Here is a 15902-nt window from a genome sequence, read left to right as displayed (position 1 = left end):
CATACTACGAACTTCCTCGTACTACGAGACTTCTCGTACAAGCACGTCGAGCTCTGTACGCAGCGCCCCGGCCAGCGCGGGCAGGTCCGGGACGGCGCCGGCGTCGGCGACCAGGCCGTAGTGGACCGTCCCCTTGTATGTGGAGACAGCGACGGCCAGCGACTGCCCGCGGGCCAGCGGGGCGAACGGATAGACCTCCCGGACCCGGCTGCCGCCGAGAGAGAAGGTCAGGCCGGGCAGCGGGACGCTCGTGACCAGGATGTCGAAGAGCAGCCGGGCGGCCTGGGCGACGAGCGGCCCCCCGAGCCGGTGGCCGAGCGGGTGGACGTGGTCGGCGAGCAGGGCGACGGCCCCCGCGCCTCGGGCGGGTCCGGCGTCCTTGTTGCGGTCCATGGCCGCCCGGACCCGGTCCAGCCGGAGCAGCGGGTCGCGCTCGGCGAGCGGCAGTCGCAGGAGGTAGCCGGAGAGCCGGTTCCCGCCGCCGGCGCCGGGTCTGCCCCGGCGGGAGACCGGAATGAGGGCGCGAGGTCCCGGTCCGGCGGGCGCGGGATCGCCCCGCTCCTCCAGCCAGCGCCGCAGCGCCCCGGCGACCACGGAGATGAGCACGTCGTTGACGGTGCCGCCGGCGGCCTTGCGGACCAGGTTGACCTCGTCCAGATCCAGGGCGAGGCCGGCGACGGCCCGGGGCCCTGGAGCGGCAGGGTCTGCGGTGAGGGCAGCGGGGACTGCGAGCGGCAGGCCGGCGCGTGCCACGGCGGCGCCGATCTCCAGGGCTTGGCCGACGTCCTGGACGCGGGCGGCCAGGGCCCCGGGGAGCCGGCGCAGGGGAGAGCCGGCCCGCTGCTCGGGGACCGGGCGCGCGGGCGCCCGCGGGGCCGGCCCCTCGTCGAACAGGGTGGCCGCCAGGGCGAGCGCCCCCAGGCCGTCGGCGAGGGCGTGGTGGAACTTGAAGAGAACCGCGAAGGAGTCCGGGTCCGGCCCGGCCAGCACGTGCGCCTCCCACGGCGGGAGCCCCCGGTCCAGCGGGCGGGCCATCAGCGGCCCGGCGGCGGCGTGCGGGTCGGCGGACTCCGTGCGGACGAGGAAGACGTGCCGCGCCGGGTCGAAGCCGGGGTCGGGCGACCAGGCGGCCGCGCCGACCGGCAGCAGCACGTCGCGGATCCGGCGGCGCAGCCCCGGTACGGAGGCGCAGCGGACGGCGAGCAGGTCGGCGGCGTGCTCGGCGGCGCTTGAGGCACGGCCTGCCGCGGCGCCGAAGACGGCGAGGGCGCCGAGATGCATGGGATGGTCGGCGGATTCGATCCGCCAGAAGGCGAGGTCGAGCGGGGAAAGGCGCTCGGTGGCCACATAGGTCCTCTCGGGTGCAGCGACAGTGGCCCGAAGTCAACCCATTGCAAACACCTACATGCAAGTAGCAATCATTCCGTTGCCGTAAATGATCGATGCCGATCACCTGTGCACGAACTCCGCGCGGTCCGCCGGGCCACTGTCGGTGGGCGGGTGCAGACTGGCCGAAAAGAAAGCTCTGCAAGGAAAGACCTACAGGACGACGAGGCCCGGAGGTGCCGGCCATGGCCGACGTACTGCTGCTCGTGGGTACCCGTAAAGGACTCTTCATCGGCCGTCGCCGCAACGGCGCGCCCTGGGAGTTCGGCGGACCCCATTTCAACGCCCAGGCGATCTACGCGGTCGCCGTCGACCGGCGGGGCCCCGCGCCCCGGCTGCTGGTCGGCGGGGACAGCACGCACTGGGGACCGTCCGTCTTCAGCTCCGACGACCTCGGGGTGACCTGGCGGGAACCCGCCGCGGCCGCGGTGAAGTTCCCCCAGGACACCGGCGCCTCGCTGGAGCGGGTCTGGCAGCTCCAGCCGGCCGGGCCCGAGGCCCCGGACGTCGTGTACGCGGGGACGGAGCCGGCCGCGCTGTTCCGTTCGACGGACCGGGGCGAGTCCTTCGAACTGGTCCGCCCGCTGTGGGAGCACCCGAGCCGTGGGAAGTGGCAGCCGGGCGGCGGCGGTGAGGGCCTGCACACCGTGATCACCGACCCCCGCGACCCGGACGCGGTGACGGTGGCCGTCTCCACCGCCGGCGTGTTCCGGACGAAGGACGGCGGGGCCAGCTGGAGCCCGTCCAACGACGGGGTCTCGGCGGTGTTCCTGCCGGATCCGCACCCCGAGTTCGGCCAGTGCGTGCACAAGATCGCCCAGGATGCCGGGGACACGGACCGGCTGTACCTGCAGAACCACTGGGGCGTCTACCGCAGCGACGACGCGGGCGCCCGCTGGACCGACATCGGCGGCGGGCTGCCCTCCGACTTCGGCTTCGCGGTGGCCGCCCATCCGCACCGGCCGGACACCGCCTACGTCTTCCCGCTCAACGCCGACTCCGACCGGGTCCCCGCCGAGCACCGGTGCCGGGTCTTCCGCACCCGGGACGCGGGCGCCAGCTGGGAACCGCTGACGCGCGGGCTCCCGGCCGGGGACCACTACGGCACGGTACTGCGGGACGCACTGTGTACGGACGACGCGGACCCGGCGGGGATCTACTTCGGCAATCGCAACGGCGAGCTGTACGCCAGCCATGACGACGGCGAGAGCTGGCAGTTGCTGACCGAGCACCTGCCGGACGTCCTGTGCGTACGGGCGGCCACCCTGGAGCGGTGAGCGCTCAGGCCCCGTCGAGCGTCCTCGACGGCTGCGGGACGCCGGCGGGTCAGGGCAGCTGCCAGTCCACCGGCTGTGCGCCCTGACGGATCAGAAGCTCGTTGGTGCGGCTGAACGGCCGCGACCCGAAGAAGCCGCGGTCCGCGGACATCGGGGACGGATGGGCGGACTCGATCGCCGGGAAGCCGTCGAGGAACGGCCGCAGATTGCGTGCGTCACGCCCCCACAGCACGGACACCAGCGGCTTGCCGCGCGCGACCAGGGCGCGGATGGCCTGCTCCGTCACCTCCTCCCAGCCCTTGCCCCGATGGGCCGCCGGCTTGCGGGGCGCGGTGGTCAGCGCCCTGTTCAGCAGCAGCACTCCCTGCCGGGTCCACGGTGTCAGGTCACCGTTGGCAGGGCGGGGCAGTCCGAGATCCGTGTGCAGTTCCCGGAAGATGTTCTCCAGACTGCCGGGCAGCGGGCGGACCTCGGGCGCGACCGCGAAGCTGTGTCCGATGGCCATGCCCGGGGTCGGATACGGATCCTGCCCCATGATCAGGACCCGCACCTCGTCGAACGGCTGCTGGAACGCGCGCAGGACGTGCGCTCCGGCCGGCAGATAGGTGCGGCCGGCCGCGATCTCCGCTCGCAGGAAGTCACCCATCGCGGCGATACGCCCGGCCACGGGTTCCAGCGCGTTCGCCCATCCGGGCTCGACAAGTTGGTTCAACGGAAGAGCTGCCACAACGCGTCACTCTACTGGCGCACGGCGTACGGGGGTGCACGCCCCCCGCTCATGATCGAATCACTCGGAACCCACCCTCGGCCCGGGCGCGGAGGCGTCCGCCTGTGTGCACTGTACGTAAACTGACGCTTGCCGTCCGTCAGTTGATCGTATCTGCTATTCACCGGATAAATGTGGACAGATGCCGCCGGAGAAGGCCCTGCCCGAACACCCCGCGCCGATAAGCCAGTAGCATGCGGCGCCATGAGCTCCCCCACTGGGCCCGCAAATGGCCTGCCCGTACGAATGCCGCGACCCCGCCAGACCGGACGGCACCGCCGGCCCGAGCCCGCGGTGGCGCCCGAGGGCGCGCCCGCGCTGGTGCTCGCCGTGCCCGGTGCCCCCTCTGCCGCCTCGCGTGGGCTGGCGGAAGAGATCATCAGCATCGGCCGCTCCGAGCTGCCGGGCCTCGACGCCCGGATCGGCTTCCTCGACGGTGACGACGCCTCCGAGTTCCCGTCCCTGTCGGGCGTGCTGACCGCCGTCGCGACCGAGCGTGCCGCGCGCGCGGAGTTCGCCCGCGCCGCCGGCCACGAGGTGCCCGCGCCGACCGGCCCCGACGCCGTGGTCGTGCCACTGCTGGCCGGTCCGGACGGCGACCTTCTCCGCCGGATGCGCCAGGCCCTGATGGACTCCTCGGCCGCCGCCGAGCTGGCCGACGTACTCGGTCCGCACCCGCTGCTCGCCGAGGGCCTGCACGTGCGGCTGTCGGAGGCGGGCCTGGCCCGCGCCGACCGCGCCCGCCTCTTCACGGTGACCACCGCCGCCGACGGCATCGTCCTGGCCACCACCGGTGGCGAGGAGGCCGTACAGGCCGCCGGGATCACGGGCATGCTGCTCGCGGCCCGCCTCGCCGTGCCGGTCAAGGCCGCCGCACTCGACGAGGAGGGCTCGGTGGCCTCGATCGCCGAGCAGCTGCGCCGCGAGGGCTCCACCCAGCTGGCGCTCGCCCCGTACCTGATCGGCCCCGAGGCGGCCGAGGGTCTGCTGGACACCGCGTGCAAGGAGGCCGACTGCGCCACCGCCGAGGTGCTCGGCGCCTACCCGGCGCTCGGCAAGCTGGCCGTCGCGCAGTACGCCGCGGCCCTCGGCATCACCCAGGGCGCCTCTGCACACTGACCCGTCCGACGCGACGGAAAGGGCCCCCGCCACCCGGGTCTCCGGTGGCCGGCGGGGGCCCATTTCGCGGCCCCCGGTCGCCTGACCCGCCCGTGCGCGCGTCAGCCGAAGACCACGCAGGCGGCCGCGGGCACGACCACCGAGCCGGCCCTGCGCGGCTGCCCGGAGAGCGGGTCCACGTCGAACCACGTGACGTTCCCCGAGCGCTCGTTGGCCGCGTACAGCCGGCGCCCCGAGGGGTCGACGGCAAGATCGCGCGGCCATTCGCCGCCGCAGTCCACGACTCCGATCCGGCGCGGCTTCTCGTCGCCGTCGGCGAGGGAGAACGTGACGATGACGTCGGTGCCGCGGACGGCCGCCCAGAGGAACCTGCCGTCGGGCGAGGTGACGATCGCCGAGGGATAGGCCCGCACGGCCTCTGAAGGACCCGCGGAGGCCAGCGGAACCTCGCCGACCGGTTCCAGTCGCCCCGACGCCCCGTTCCAGCGGCAGACGGTCATCTGCGGCTCCAGTTCGTGCAGGACGTAGGCCACCGCACCGTCCGGATGGAAGGCCAGCTGCCGGGGTCCGGTCCCGGCTCTCAGCGCCGTCTCGGCGTGCACCCGCAGCGCTCCGGTCGCCGGGTCGAGGGCGCAGACCCGTACCGCATCGGTGCCGAGGTCCACGCCGAGCACCCAGTGGCCGGTCGGGTCGGGCAGCACCTGATGGGCGTGCGGGCCGTCCTGCCGGTCGGCGTCGAGGCCGGATCCCCGGTGCGCCAGGACGTGGACAGGCCCGCCCGGGCTGCCGTCGGCGGCGAGCGGGAGGCTGCTGAGGCTCCCTGAGGTGTAGTTGGCGGTCAACAGCCGGCCGCCGGCCATGCTGAGGTGGGTGGGTCCGGAGCCCCCGACGCGGACGGCCGCACCGAGGGGGGTGAGCCCCTCGACCGTGGGCCGGAAGGCGGTCACGCTGCCCTCCTCGGTCTCGTTCACCGCGTAGAGCAGACCGGTGTCCCGGGCGACGGCGAGGTACGACGGGTCCTCGGCGGCGGTGACCGAGAGCGGGGTCAGCGCTCCGGTCTCCGGGTTCACGGCCGCGGTGGTGACACCGCGGCCGCCCCCCGAGGTGAACGAGCCGACGTAGGCCCGGTGTACGCCGCTTCGGTCCGAGCTCGCGCCGTCCACAAAAGCCCCTCTCACCGCTGTCGGATCGTTCGGAACCGACGGTAACAGAAGGTCTAGACCAAATCCCGCCCCCGGGCCCGCTCTTGAGCGCCGGCGTGGTGGACGTACGCCGTACTGCTCGGGCGGTCCTCGTAGGTGCGGTGGAAGACGGGCGTCGCGGAGCCGGAGATCGGCGGCACGATCCAGGACCAGTCCGCGCCCACCTCGCGCCCCTTGCGCTGCTCCCGTTCCATGTGGGACAGGAAGCGCCGGGACTCGCTGTGGTGGTCGGCGATGGTGACCCCTGCGCGGTCGAAGGAGTGCAGGACCGCCCGGTTGAGCTCGACGAGCGCGCGGTCCTTCCAGAGGGAGCGGTCGCTGGAGGTGTCCAGACCCAGGCGGCGGGCGACGGCGGGCAGGAGGTTGTACCGGTCGGTGTCGGCGAGGTTGCGGGCGCCGATCTCCGTGCCCATGTACCAGCCGTTGAACGGGGCGGCCGGGTAGTGCAGGCCGCCGATCTCCAGGCACATGTTGGAGATGGCGGGCACGGCGTGCCAGCGCAGGCCCCAGTCCGCCCAGCCGTCGCCGTCGGGGTGGTCGATCGGCACCTCCAGGACGGCGTCCGCGGGGGTGTCGAACCAGCGGGGTTTGTCGTCGACGCCCTGGACGACCAGCGGAAGCAGGTCGAAGGGGGTGCCGGCGCCGCCGGGCCAGCCCAGCTCCAGCAGGGCCCCGGTGAGCGGCGCGTTGCGGGCGTCGCCGACGGTTATCGACGGGTGGTCGCCGTAGCCGGCGTACCTGACGAGCTGCTCGCTCCAGATCAGCGGCCCCGGGCGGTCCGGGGTGTCGGGTGCGAAGACCGTGATCGTGGGTCTGACGCGCCCGCCGTTGGTCGCCTCGCGCAGGTGCTCGAAGCACTCGGCGGCGATGCCGTCGGCGTCGGTCAGCTCGCGGCGGTCGCGGACCCGCAGCGAGTTCCAGTAGAGCCGGCCTATGCAGCGGTTGCTGTTGCGCCAGGCGACGCGCGTCCCGTGGACCAGCTCCTCGGGGGTGTGCACGTAGCTGCCGGTCTCCGCGAGCTCGGCCCGTACGGCGGCGAGCCGCGCCCGCGGATCACCTGCGTCCGCGTTCTCCCGGTGGAAGAGTCGGATGAACTCCTCGGCCGCTTCCCACACTTGAGCGGTGGTGGAGCGCTGTTGAAGAATTTCCATTCCGGGCGGTTACCCCCTGTCCCACCAGATCCACCCTGTACGTGCCGGATGAATGTGCAATAAACAATTACCCGTTGTACCTGCCGCAGGTCAGCGCCGTGGGGTTGGCGGGCCGGTAACACTCCTCCGAGTGGTCCTCGCGCATCCGACTGCGGGCAGGGGGTGCAAGGGCGTACGATCCGGCGCTGTCCCGGAGTTGAGCGTGCGAACGAGGCGTGGCGCGAGGGGTCAGCGGCAGGGGCGGCTCATGTACAGCGCCTGCTCACCGGCGGAGGGCGTACCACCGTACAGGGTGGTGTCGAGGCCGCAGAAGTCGAAGCCCATGCGCCGGTAGGCGTGTACGGCGGGGGCGTTGACCGTGCTGACCTCCAACCACAGGTGTTCCGCGCCCCGTTCGCGGGCGAACTCCGCCGCGCACTCGATCAGCGCGCGGCCGATGCCGCGGCCCCGGTGAGCGGGCGAGACCTCGATGTCCTCGATCGTCAGCCGCCGGTTCCACGCGGCGTAGCCGACGGCGGCGAAACCGCACAGCTCGCCGCCGTCGAGCGCCACGAAAGTGCGCGCGTCCGCTTCCACATCCAGGCCCGCGGCGCCGCCGGAGCCCTGCTCGTCGTGCTCTTCGGGCGGGAACACCTTGTGCACGGGCGGGTCCACGGGGACCTCGCGGAGCAGGAAGCCGCCGAAGCCGGCACCGGCGCCGGAGGCGGACACCTCGAAGACCGTGGCGGTGGTGAAGGAGCCGTCAAGGGCCTCGATGGCGCCGGCGTCCTCCGGGCGGGCGAGGCGGTAGACGATGCCGTCGGCGGAGCCGTGTGCGGTGGTCATGGGATCCACGGTACGCAAAAAATCCCCCGGCGGAATTCAGTGCCGAGGGAAGAAGGAGAGTATATTAATTGGTTCACGACTTCGCTGAATCGAAGACATGAAGAAGCTTTCGAGGACACTGTATCGCGGCAGGAGTGCAATTGTCAACCGAGGAATTCCGGAAAGAGCAGCAATTCGTCACCGACCTCTACCTACGCCTCGACCATCTGCGTGACCAGGCGGAAAGCGCAATGGAGGGGGCTTTGCGTGAAGTCGGGAACGGTGCTCAGGCACGTCTGGAGCGGGATGTCCTGGTCGCCGAGCAGTCCGGCCTGCTTTCCGCTCTGAATGCGGGTGAGAACGGCCTCTGTTTCGGCCGTCTGGAGTTCTCCGACGGCGGTGACCACCACATCGGCCGGATCGGAATCCGCGCGGACGACGCGGAACGCACGCCCCTGGTCCTGGACTGGCGCGCGGAGGTGGCCCGCCCGTTCTACCTCGCCACCGGCCATACGCCCATGGGGCTGCGGCGCCGTCGCCACATCAGCAGCCGGGGGCGCGTGGTCACCGCCCTGCACGACGAGATCCTCGACCTGACCGACGCGGAGCGCACCGGGTACGAGGGCGCCGACGCGGACGCCGTGCTGCTCGCCGCGCTCGACGCCGCCCGGACCGGCCGCATGCACGACATCGTGCGCACCATCCAGGCCGAGCAGGACCGGGTCATCCGCTCCACGCACCGCGGGGTGCTCGTCGTCGAGGGCGGCCCCGGCACCGGCAAGACCGCGGTCGCGCTGCACCGCGCCGCGTACCTGCTGTACGCCCACCGGGAGCTGCTGGCCAAGCGCGGCGTGCTGATCGTCGGACCCGGCCCCGCGTTCCTGGGCTACATCGGCGGGGTGCTCCCCGCGCTCGGCGAGACGGGCGTGCTGCTCTCCAGCCCCGGCGAGCTCTTCCCCGGCGTCCACGCCACCGGCACCGACCGTCCCGGGGCCGCCGCGGTGAAGGGCCGGGCCGCGATGGCGGAGGTCCTCGCCCGTGTCGTGGCCGACCGGCAGTGCCTGCCGGAGACCGTGCCGCGGGACACCGGCGAGGAGTACGACACGGTCCCCGAGCCGGCGCTGGAGATCGACCACGACGACTACGGGACGCTGCTGCTGGACCGCACGATGGCGTACGAGGCGCGGGACCGGGCCCGGGCCACCGGGCTGCCGCACAACCAGGCGCGCCCCTCCTTCGCGTTCCGGATCATCGACGCCCTCACCGCGCAGCTCGCCGACCGGCTGGGCGCCGATCCGTACGGCGGTCCCAACCTGCTGGGCCCCGACGACGTCGCCCAGCTCGGCAAGGAGATCGCGATGAGCCCGGCCGTGCACGCGGCGATCGACTCGCTGTGGCCCTCGCTCACCCCCGAGCAGCTGATCACCGACTTCCTGGCGGACCCCACGCACCTGCCCGCGGACGAGGCGTGGCTCATCCGGCGCGCGCCGTCGGCACGGCCGGACTGGACCCCGGCCGACGTGCCGCTGCTGGACGAGGCGGCAGAACTGCTGGGAGAGGACGACAGCGCCCGGCGCGCCGCCGAGGAACGGCAGCGGCAGCAGCGCATCGCGTACGCCCAGGGCGTGCTGAACGTGTCCGCGGGCTCGCAGTCGTACGAGTTCGAGGACGAGGAGAACGAGTTCCTCGCGGCCCACGACATCATCGACGCCGAGCGGATGGCCGAGCGCCAGGAGGAGGCGGACCACCGCAGCACGGCCGAGCGGGCGGCGGGCGACCGCACCTGGGCTTTCGGGCACGTCATCGTGGACGAGGCGCAGGAGCTGTCCCCGATGGCGTGGCGGCTGCTGATGCGGCGCTGTCCGACCCGGTCGATGACACTGGTCGGCGATCCGGCGCAGACCGCCGACGAGGCGGGCTGCGGCGGCTGGGAGCAGATCCTGGCCCCGTACGTGGGCGGGCGCTGGGAGCTTGTCCGGCTGGGGGTCAACTACCGCACGCCGGCCGAGATCATGGAGGTGGCGGCGGCCGTGCTGCGGGGGCTCGATCCCGGCTTCGAACCGCCGCGTTCGGTACGGGCGACCGGGGTGCGGCCGTGGGCGCACGCGACCGGGGACCTCGCGCAGGCGGTCGCCGAGGCCGTGGAACGCGAGGTGCCGGCCGAGGGACGGCTCGCGGTGATCGCGCCGCCTGCGCGGCACGCGGCGCTGGCCGCCGTGCTGCCGGGGGTACGGGCGGGCGCCGAGCCGGATCTGACCCGGGATGTGGTCCTGCTGGATCCGCGGCAGGCCAAGGGGCTGGAGTTCGACACGGTCATCGTGGTGGAGCCGGCCGACCTGCGGCCGAGCGACCTGTACGTGGCGCTGACCCGGGCCACCCAGGCCCTGGGGGTGGTGCACACCCCCGGCCGGCTGCCGACGGGGCTGGCAGGGGCCGGGGACGGGCTGCTCAGGCGCTGACGACGAACGGCGCCCGCGGGTCGGTGCCCAGCGGGGTGGCGAGTTCGGCGAGCGCCCGCTCCAGACTCTGCAGGTGGGCGAGGGCGGGCTCGGTGACCGCCGCGTCCGGCACGTTGTCGCGCGCCGCGCCGGACGCGTCCGGTCCCCGCCCGTCCGCAGTCAGCGCCTCCACCGCCGTCTCGACGCGCCAGCAGGCCGCGGCGAGGCGGGCGTCGTGGCTCGCATCCGGGTCGGCCGCGACGGCCACCAGGCCCCGTACCTCGCGGGCGCAGTCGTCCAGCAGCGCGATGACCTGTCCGGCGCGGGCCTTGCGGGCGCGGAACGGGCTGAGCGGGTGGACCAGCGGGGCGAGTGCCATCCGGACCCGGGCCAGCAGGGTCTCCAGCTCGGCCGCGTGCGGTGCGGGATCGGCCGTCGGGGAGCCTGCGAGACGGGCGGTGGCCTGGGCCGTGGCCGCGTGAACGCAGTGCAGCGCGCGCTGGATCCAGGCGTCGTTCGTGGCGTGGGTGGTGACCGGCAGCACGAGGACGACGGCCAGCGCGGCGCACACCGCGCCGACGGCCGTCTCCTCCAGGCGCAGCACGAGCAGGCCGGGGTCCAGCACCCCCAGCAGCCCGTAGAGCAGCCCGGCCATGAGCGTGACCGCGAGGATCATCCAGCTGTACGAGACCGCCGCCGTGTAGAAGATCGCGAAGATGCACGCGGCGACGAGCAGGGCGGTGGGCGCGGGGGCGCCGTTCAGCGGGATGGCGATCAGCACGCCGGCGGCGACGCCGACGACGGTGCCGAGCACCCGGCGGAAGCCCCGTACGAGGGTCTCGCCGCGCGAGGCGGTGTTGACGAAGATCCACCAGGCCGTGCCGACGGCCCAGTACCAGCGATCCTCGGAGAGCACCTGCCCGATGGCGAGGGCCACGGCGCACGCGGCGGTCGCCTGGAAGGCCTGGCGGGTGGTGGGCCGGGCCAGGCCCCGCCCGGGCAGCGGCGCGGGGGCGGCGGGCGGCGGAGTGCGCCGCTCGATGGGCCAGAGCAGGAACCGCACGGCGCCGGCGGAGGCCAGGGCGAGGCCCACGGCGGCGTACAGCTCCGGGAGCTGGGCGGGGACGGCGTGCAGGAACTGCGTGATGAAGAAGTTCATGAACGCGAAGATGCCGAGTGAGTGTCCGCGCGGGCCCCAGCGGCGGGCGTAGACCCCGCAGAAGACGACGAGGACGAAGGCCGCGTCCCGGGCGGGGGTCACTCCGTGCAAGGTGGTGGCGAGGGCCAGGACCGGGAATCCGGCGGCCGGCAGCAGGGCGGTGGTGACCGTCTGGCGGCGCACGGTCGCGTCGGTGACGGTGAAGAGGGCGAGCAGGGCCGCGAGTCCTCCGGTGATGGAGGCGGTCAGGGAGAGACCGCAGAGCTCGGCGAGCGCGACGGCGGCGGCGACGCCGATCACGGCGCGGGCCGAGGTCCTGAGTCTCATTCGCCCCGGATCCGGAGCCACGAACATCCTCTTCACGGCGGTGTGCCGCCCCCCTTGCAGGTGATGCGCGCCGGCCCGGCGCCGCCCGGGGGTGGTGGGCGGCAGGCGGGCACGGCGAAGGCGCCGCGCTCCGGAATCGGCCTCGTTGCCGTCCGGCGCCGCGCGGCGCCACAAGTAAATGGGTACACCACAGATAAGCACCTGTGGGCCCACTGGCTCAACTCGACCTGTCGGATGTGAGCCATTGGCACACCTGTGGCCCCCACTCCTCGGCCACGGACCGGCCAACGGACCAGTGCGGGATCCGGGGGCCTAGGACACACCGTGGCGGACGCCGCCGGACGGGCGAGAGGTGTCGGCGCAGAAGCGTGCGACGTCGGCGCACTCTATGGCGATCCCGGCGGCCACTGCGGGGGTCGGGGGCCCGGCCCCGGCGAAAGGCTCCACCGTCACAGGCGCCCCGCGGCGGCCTCCCGACCAGGTGCCGACGGCCAGGCCGTCGACGAGCACGGTGGCCCGGATCTGCCCGCCTCCCGGCCACACCCGGCGTTCGTGTTCCGCGGGCACCGACAGTTCCCGGCCCCGGTAGCCGACGAGGTAGTTGTCATAGGCCGGCAGCAGCCGTACGTCGGGGCCGGCGGGAGAGGGCGGGGTCTCGGGCCCCGGGTCCGGTACGGCGGCCCATGCGTTTCGGCCCGTCGTGGTCTTGAGCCCCGACCAGTGGACGAAGTCCAGGGCGTCGGAGGGTCCGTGTGCCAGGCGGTAGCGCCGCGCGAGTTCCCGTTCGGCGGCCGCTCCGGTGAAGGGCAGGGGTCCGGTGGCGGGCAGCCAGTCGTCGAGGAGGACGAAGGTGGCCTCGCCGTCCCGCTGCGGTCCGTGGCAGATGCGGCCTGCCAGCGCCGCGCGGCGGATCAGGTGGAAGGCGGCCTGCCCCCCGGGGTCGACGCCGAGGGTGGTGAGGCGGTCGGTGAGCTGCGCGCGCGTCAGGGGCCCCTCGCCGTCGACGGCGTCGGCGATGAGCTGCTCCGAGCGCACGCACAGGCCCTCGTCCAGGTCGAGTTCGCGCAGCCGCCGGGCGGCGAGGGCGAGGTGGACCGGGCCGAGGAGGGCCAGCATCCACCGGGCGTCGGCGGCCGGCACGAGCTGGAGGGTTCCGCGCATGAACCAGCCGCGAACGGCGGTGCGTTCCGTGTCGGTGGCCCGCCGCACCGCGTCCCGGGTCAGCCCGCTGGCCCGCACCCGCAGCCCTAGCTCGGCGGCGGGCAGGTCCTGGGCCTGCACGGCCAGCACCCGGCCGAGGACGGAGGCGACCGAGTCCTCCCGGACGTCGCCCCCTACGGCCTGTGCGCGCGCCCTGAGCAGCCGGTCGGCCGTGCGTCGTTCCACGGGGCCAGTCTTCCAGCCGGGCCGCGGCAGGCGCACCAAGATGGTTTCACGGGGGCAGCCGCACCGGGGGCCCCTCTCCTTCAGCGGACGGGCCCGCCTTCGGTCGGTACGCACAGCACCGGGACCGGCGACAGGTGCAGGAGCTTGTGCGGGGTCGAGCCGAGCAGGGCGCCGCGCATCGGGCTGTCGCCCCAGCTGCCGACGATGATGACCCGGGCGCGGTGACGCTCGGCGGCGTCCAGCAGGGCCTGGGCCGGCTTCTCGTCGACCACCTCGACCGTCGACGGGACACCGGCGGCGTCGGCCTCCTCGACGGCGTGCGCGAGCGCGCTGCGGCCCGCCTGGCGGACGGCTTCCCTGTGGGCGCGGTACTCCTCACCGGTGGCACCCGGGGCGGCCGCCCCGTAGACGAGGACGAGCGGCTCGCCGAAGGCGGTGGCCACCTCCAGCGCCACGTACAGGGCCCGTTCCGCGCCGGGCGACTCGTCGTATCCGAGGACCACGGACATCAAGACTCCTCACTGCTTCGGGGCGTGGACGAGGGCCGGGTCGACCACGCCCCGCCGCTCCTGCCAGAACCTGCCGTCCCGTACCCGCCAGAAGCACATCACCAGTACGCCGACGACGGCGATCGCGAGCCCGATGACCAGCGGCGGGCCGAGCCCGAGCCAGGAAACGCCGCTCGCCGAGTTCTCGGGGTCGGACATGTCGCCGATCGACTCCACCAGGAGCCAGATCAGCAGTCCCGCCCCGACCACTGGGCCCACGCCGATGAGCAGCAGGTTGTGGGCGCTCTCGAGCAGGTGGCGGCGGTAGTAGACGGCGCAGGCCAGGCCGGTGAGCGCGTAGTAGAAGGCGATGAGCAGGGAGAGCGCGGTGAGCGAGTCCAGGAGCGCGTTCTCGCTGATCTGGTTGACGACGAGGTACCAGCCGATGGCGATGCCGGCCACCCACCACGTGCTGACGTCCGGCGTCCGGAAGCGGGGGTGGATGTGTGCGAGCGGTGGCGGCAGCGCGTGCCGGCGGGCCATGGACAGGGCGGTGCGGGAGGCGGGGATGATCGTGGTCTGGGTGGAGGCGAGGGCGGAGGTGCAGACGGCGAGGAGCACGACCCAGTCCCAGCCGCCCATGACCTCGTGGGCGAGCACGGCGAAGATGGCCTCCTCCTCGGCCGCGTTCTCGGCGAGGAAGGCGGTGCCCGCGTAGCCGACGACCGCGAAGCACACGGACAGATAGGTGACCAGCAGGATCACCGTCGACCAGATTCCGGCCTTGCCGGGCGCCGTGGCGGAGTTCTCGACCTCCTCGGTGAGGTTCACCGCGGACTCCCAGCCCCAGTACATGAACACGCCGAGCAGCAGTCCGCCGGTGAGGGCGGCGCCACCGGCTCCGAAGGGGTTGAGCCAGGTGACGGACGGCTCGATCGCCTCGAGGGTGCTGGTGTCGGCGTAGATGCGGGAGATGGCGACCACCGCGAAGGCCAGGAGGAAGAAGACCTGCGCGAGGATGAGGATGTCCTGCAGGTGGGCCGAGAGCTCGGTGCCGATGACGCAGATCGCGGTCATGGCCAGGATCACGGCGACGGTGAGGCCCTGCCGGATCCAGGCGTTGGCGGCCCAGTCGTCCAGTCCGAGGGCGAGCAGTCCGAAGTTGACGGCGACGTCCGCCAGCGAGCCGATGACCAGCACGCCCGTCATGGCGATCGCCCAGCCGCCGAGCCAGCCCGCCCAGGGGCCCATGGCCCGGGTCACCCACGAGAAGGTCGTCCCGCAGTCCTGGTCGACCTTGTTCAGGTAGTAGAAGGCGGCGGCGATGAGCAGCATCGGGACGAAGGAGGCCAGCATCACGCCGGGCGCGTAGATCCCGACGAGGGCCACGATCGGACCGAGGACGGCGGCCAGGGAGTAGGCCGGCGAGGTCGAGTTCAGGCCGATCACCAGTGCGTCGAGGAAGCCGATCGCGTTGGCCTTGAGCCCTTCGTCGTGGATCTCCGTCCCGGGTCCGTCACCTGCACTGTCGTGGGCCATGTACGAATGGTCACGCACGGCGCACCGGCGCGCGAGGCGAAGCGGCCGCTGTCAGGGGCGGGTGTTCCAGCCCGCGATGACGGGGAGGGCGTGTTCCGTGGAGAGCGTGCTGACGGTGGCGGTGCGCAGCAGGAACAACCGGCCGTCCTCGGGTTCCAGTCCCAGGTAGCGGGCGGTGAGGACGCGCAGGAAGTGGCCGTGGGCGACGAGCACCACGTCGCCGCCGTCCGCGCGGAGTACGGGGGCGACCCGGTCCAGCGCGCGGTCCGCGCGCACGCCCACCTGGGCGGCGCTCTCACCGGGGTGCTCGGCGTCGCCGGGCGGGACGCCGTGGGTCCACAGGGACCAGTCCGGCGTGGTCCGCCGGATCTCCTCGGTCGTGACGCCCTCGTAGCCGCCGTAGTCCCACTCGTACAGATCGGGGTCCGTGCCCGCGCCGGCGAGCCCCGCGAGGTCTGCCGTGGCGGCGGCCCGGCGCAGCGGGCTGGTCAGCACCAGGGCCGGGCGCCGGTCCTGGAAGAAGGACGCCAGTGAGATGGCCTCCTCGACCCCGCGCGCGGTCAGCGGAACGTCGGTGCGTCCGGTGTGCCGCCCGTTCGCGCTCCACTCGGTCTCGCCGTGCCTCACCAGCAACAGGTCGCTCACCCCTCGGACCCTATTCCCTCCGGCATGCCGGCGCGGGCGGACCCGGTGGGCGTGTCACCGGCGGGCGTCACGGGGCGTACGTGCGTCACAGCGCATTCGGGGCAGTGGTGGGTCTTGCGCCGGCGATGCGATCGGCATGGCGATCGGCCGCACGGCCTGGCCTGGGCAGCCCAGGCCAGGCCAGCCGGACAGGCCTCCGGCCCGGAACCGTCCCG

13 protein-coding genes are annotated in these 15902 nt (G+C 73.3%); 3 read left to right on the top strand and 10 right to left on the bottom strand.

Translation table 11 applies throughout. The features are described 5' to 3' along the window. Positions 1–21: 21 nt before the first annotated feature. Positions 22–1347 (bottom strand): wax ester/triacylglycerol synthase family O-acyltransferase, encoded by a 1326-nt coding sequence (locus ACWGIF_RS03380; RefSeq protein WP_453490319.1) that lies wholly within the window; start codon positions 1345–1347, stop codon positions 22–24. Positions 1348–1571: 224 nt separating this feature from the next. On the opposite strand from ACWGIF_RS03380, the gene ACWGIF_RS03375 reads away from it, so the two are divergent. Next, entirely contained in the window at positions 1572–2663 is a 1092-nt protein-coding gene (locus ACWGIF_RS03375; RefSeq protein ID WP_453490316.1) for a WD40/YVTN/BNR-like repeat-containing protein, read from the top strand. Between the two features lie 49 nt (positions 2664–2712). Here ACWGIF_RS03375 and ACWGIF_RS03370 read toward each other — a convergent pair whose 3' ends face one another. Further along, a complete protein-coding gene (locus tag ACWGIF_RS03370) occupies positions 2713–3390 on the bottom strand; it encodes a uracil-DNA glycosylase (RefSeq protein WP_453490313.1) in 678 nt (225 codons plus the stop codon). Between the two features lie 243 nt (positions 3391–3633). Here ACWGIF_RS03370 and ACWGIF_RS03365 point away from each other — a divergent pair, with 243 nt between their 5' ends. Further along, a complete protein-coding gene (locus ACWGIF_RS03365; RefSeq protein WP_453490310.1) occupies positions 3634–4548 on the top strand; it encodes a sirohydrochlorin chelatase in 915 nt (304 codons plus the stop codon). Positions 4549–4649: 101 nt separating this feature from the next. On the opposite strand, the gene ACWGIF_RS03360 is transcribed toward ACWGIF_RS03365, so the two are convergent. The 3 genes from ACWGIF_RS03360 to ACWGIF_RS03350 form a co-directional block, all read right to left on the bottom strand. Further along, positions 4650–5711, bottom strand: a complete 1062-nt coding sequence (locus ACWGIF_RS03360) for a lactonase family protein (RefSeq protein WP_453490307.1) — start codon at positions 5709–5711, stop codon at positions 4650–4652. A gap of 53 nt (positions 5712–5764) precedes the next feature. Next, positions 5765–6901 carry a nitric oxide synthase oxygenase gene (locus tag ACWGIF_RS03355; protein WP_453490304.1) on the bottom strand — a complete coding sequence of 379 codons (1137 nt, stop codon included), beginning with the start codon at positions 6899–6901 and terminating at the stop codon, positions 5765–5767. Positions 6902–7129: 228 nt separating this feature from the next. Further along, a complete protein-coding gene (locus tag ACWGIF_RS03350) occupies positions 7130–7726 on the bottom strand; it encodes a GNAT family N-acetyltransferase (RefSeq protein WP_453490301.1) in 597 nt (198 codons plus the stop codon). A gap of 140 nt (positions 7727–7866) precedes the next feature. Between ACWGIF_RS03350 and ACWGIF_RS03345 the strand changes: the two genes are divergently transcribed. Beyond that, on the top strand, positions 7867–10164 hold the full coding sequence (locus tag ACWGIF_RS03345) for a HelD family protein (protein WP_453490298.1): 2298 nt from the start codon (positions 7867–7869) through the stop codon (positions 10162–10164). Here the strand turns inward: ACWGIF_RS03345 and ACWGIF_RS03340 are convergent. From ACWGIF_RS03340 to ACWGIF_RS03320, 5 genes are all read right to left on the bottom strand, one after another. Then, positions 10154–11656, bottom strand: a complete 1503-nt coding sequence (locus tag ACWGIF_RS03340) for an FUSC family protein (protein ID WP_453490474.1) — start codon at positions 11654–11656, stop codon at positions 10154–10156. The genes ACWGIF_RS03345 and ACWGIF_RS03340 overlap by 11 nt on opposite strands. Positions 11657–11941: 285 nt before the next feature. Continuing rightward, on the bottom strand, positions 11942–13015 hold the full coding sequence (locus ACWGIF_RS03335) for a winged helix DNA-binding domain-containing protein (RefSeq protein WP_453490295.1): 1074 nt from the start codon (positions 13013–13015) through the stop codon (positions 11942–11944). Between the two features lie 80 nt (positions 13016–13095). After that, positions 13096–13524: a universal stress protein gene (locus ACWGIF_RS03330; RefSeq protein WP_453490292.1), complete on the bottom strand. Its 429-nt coding sequence runs from the start codon at positions 13522–13524 to the stop codon at positions 13096–13098. Positions 13525–13533: 9 nt separating this feature from the next. Next, positions 13534–15042: an APC family permease gene (locus tag ACWGIF_RS03325; protein ID WP_453490289.1), complete on the bottom strand. Its 1509-nt coding sequence runs from the start codon at positions 15040–15042 to the stop codon at positions 13534–13536. A gap of 51 nt (positions 15043–15093) precedes the next feature. Then, positions 15094–15687: a histidine phosphatase family protein gene (locus ACWGIF_RS03320; RefSeq protein ID WP_453490286.1), complete on the bottom strand. Its 594-nt coding sequence runs from the start codon at positions 15685–15687 to the stop codon at positions 15094–15096. Between the last annotated feature and the right edge of the window lie 215 nt (positions 15688–15902).

This window comes from Streptomyces sp. NPDC054849, assembly GCF_053610945.1.
This window is presented reverse-complemented; position numbering and strand designations above follow the sequence as displayed.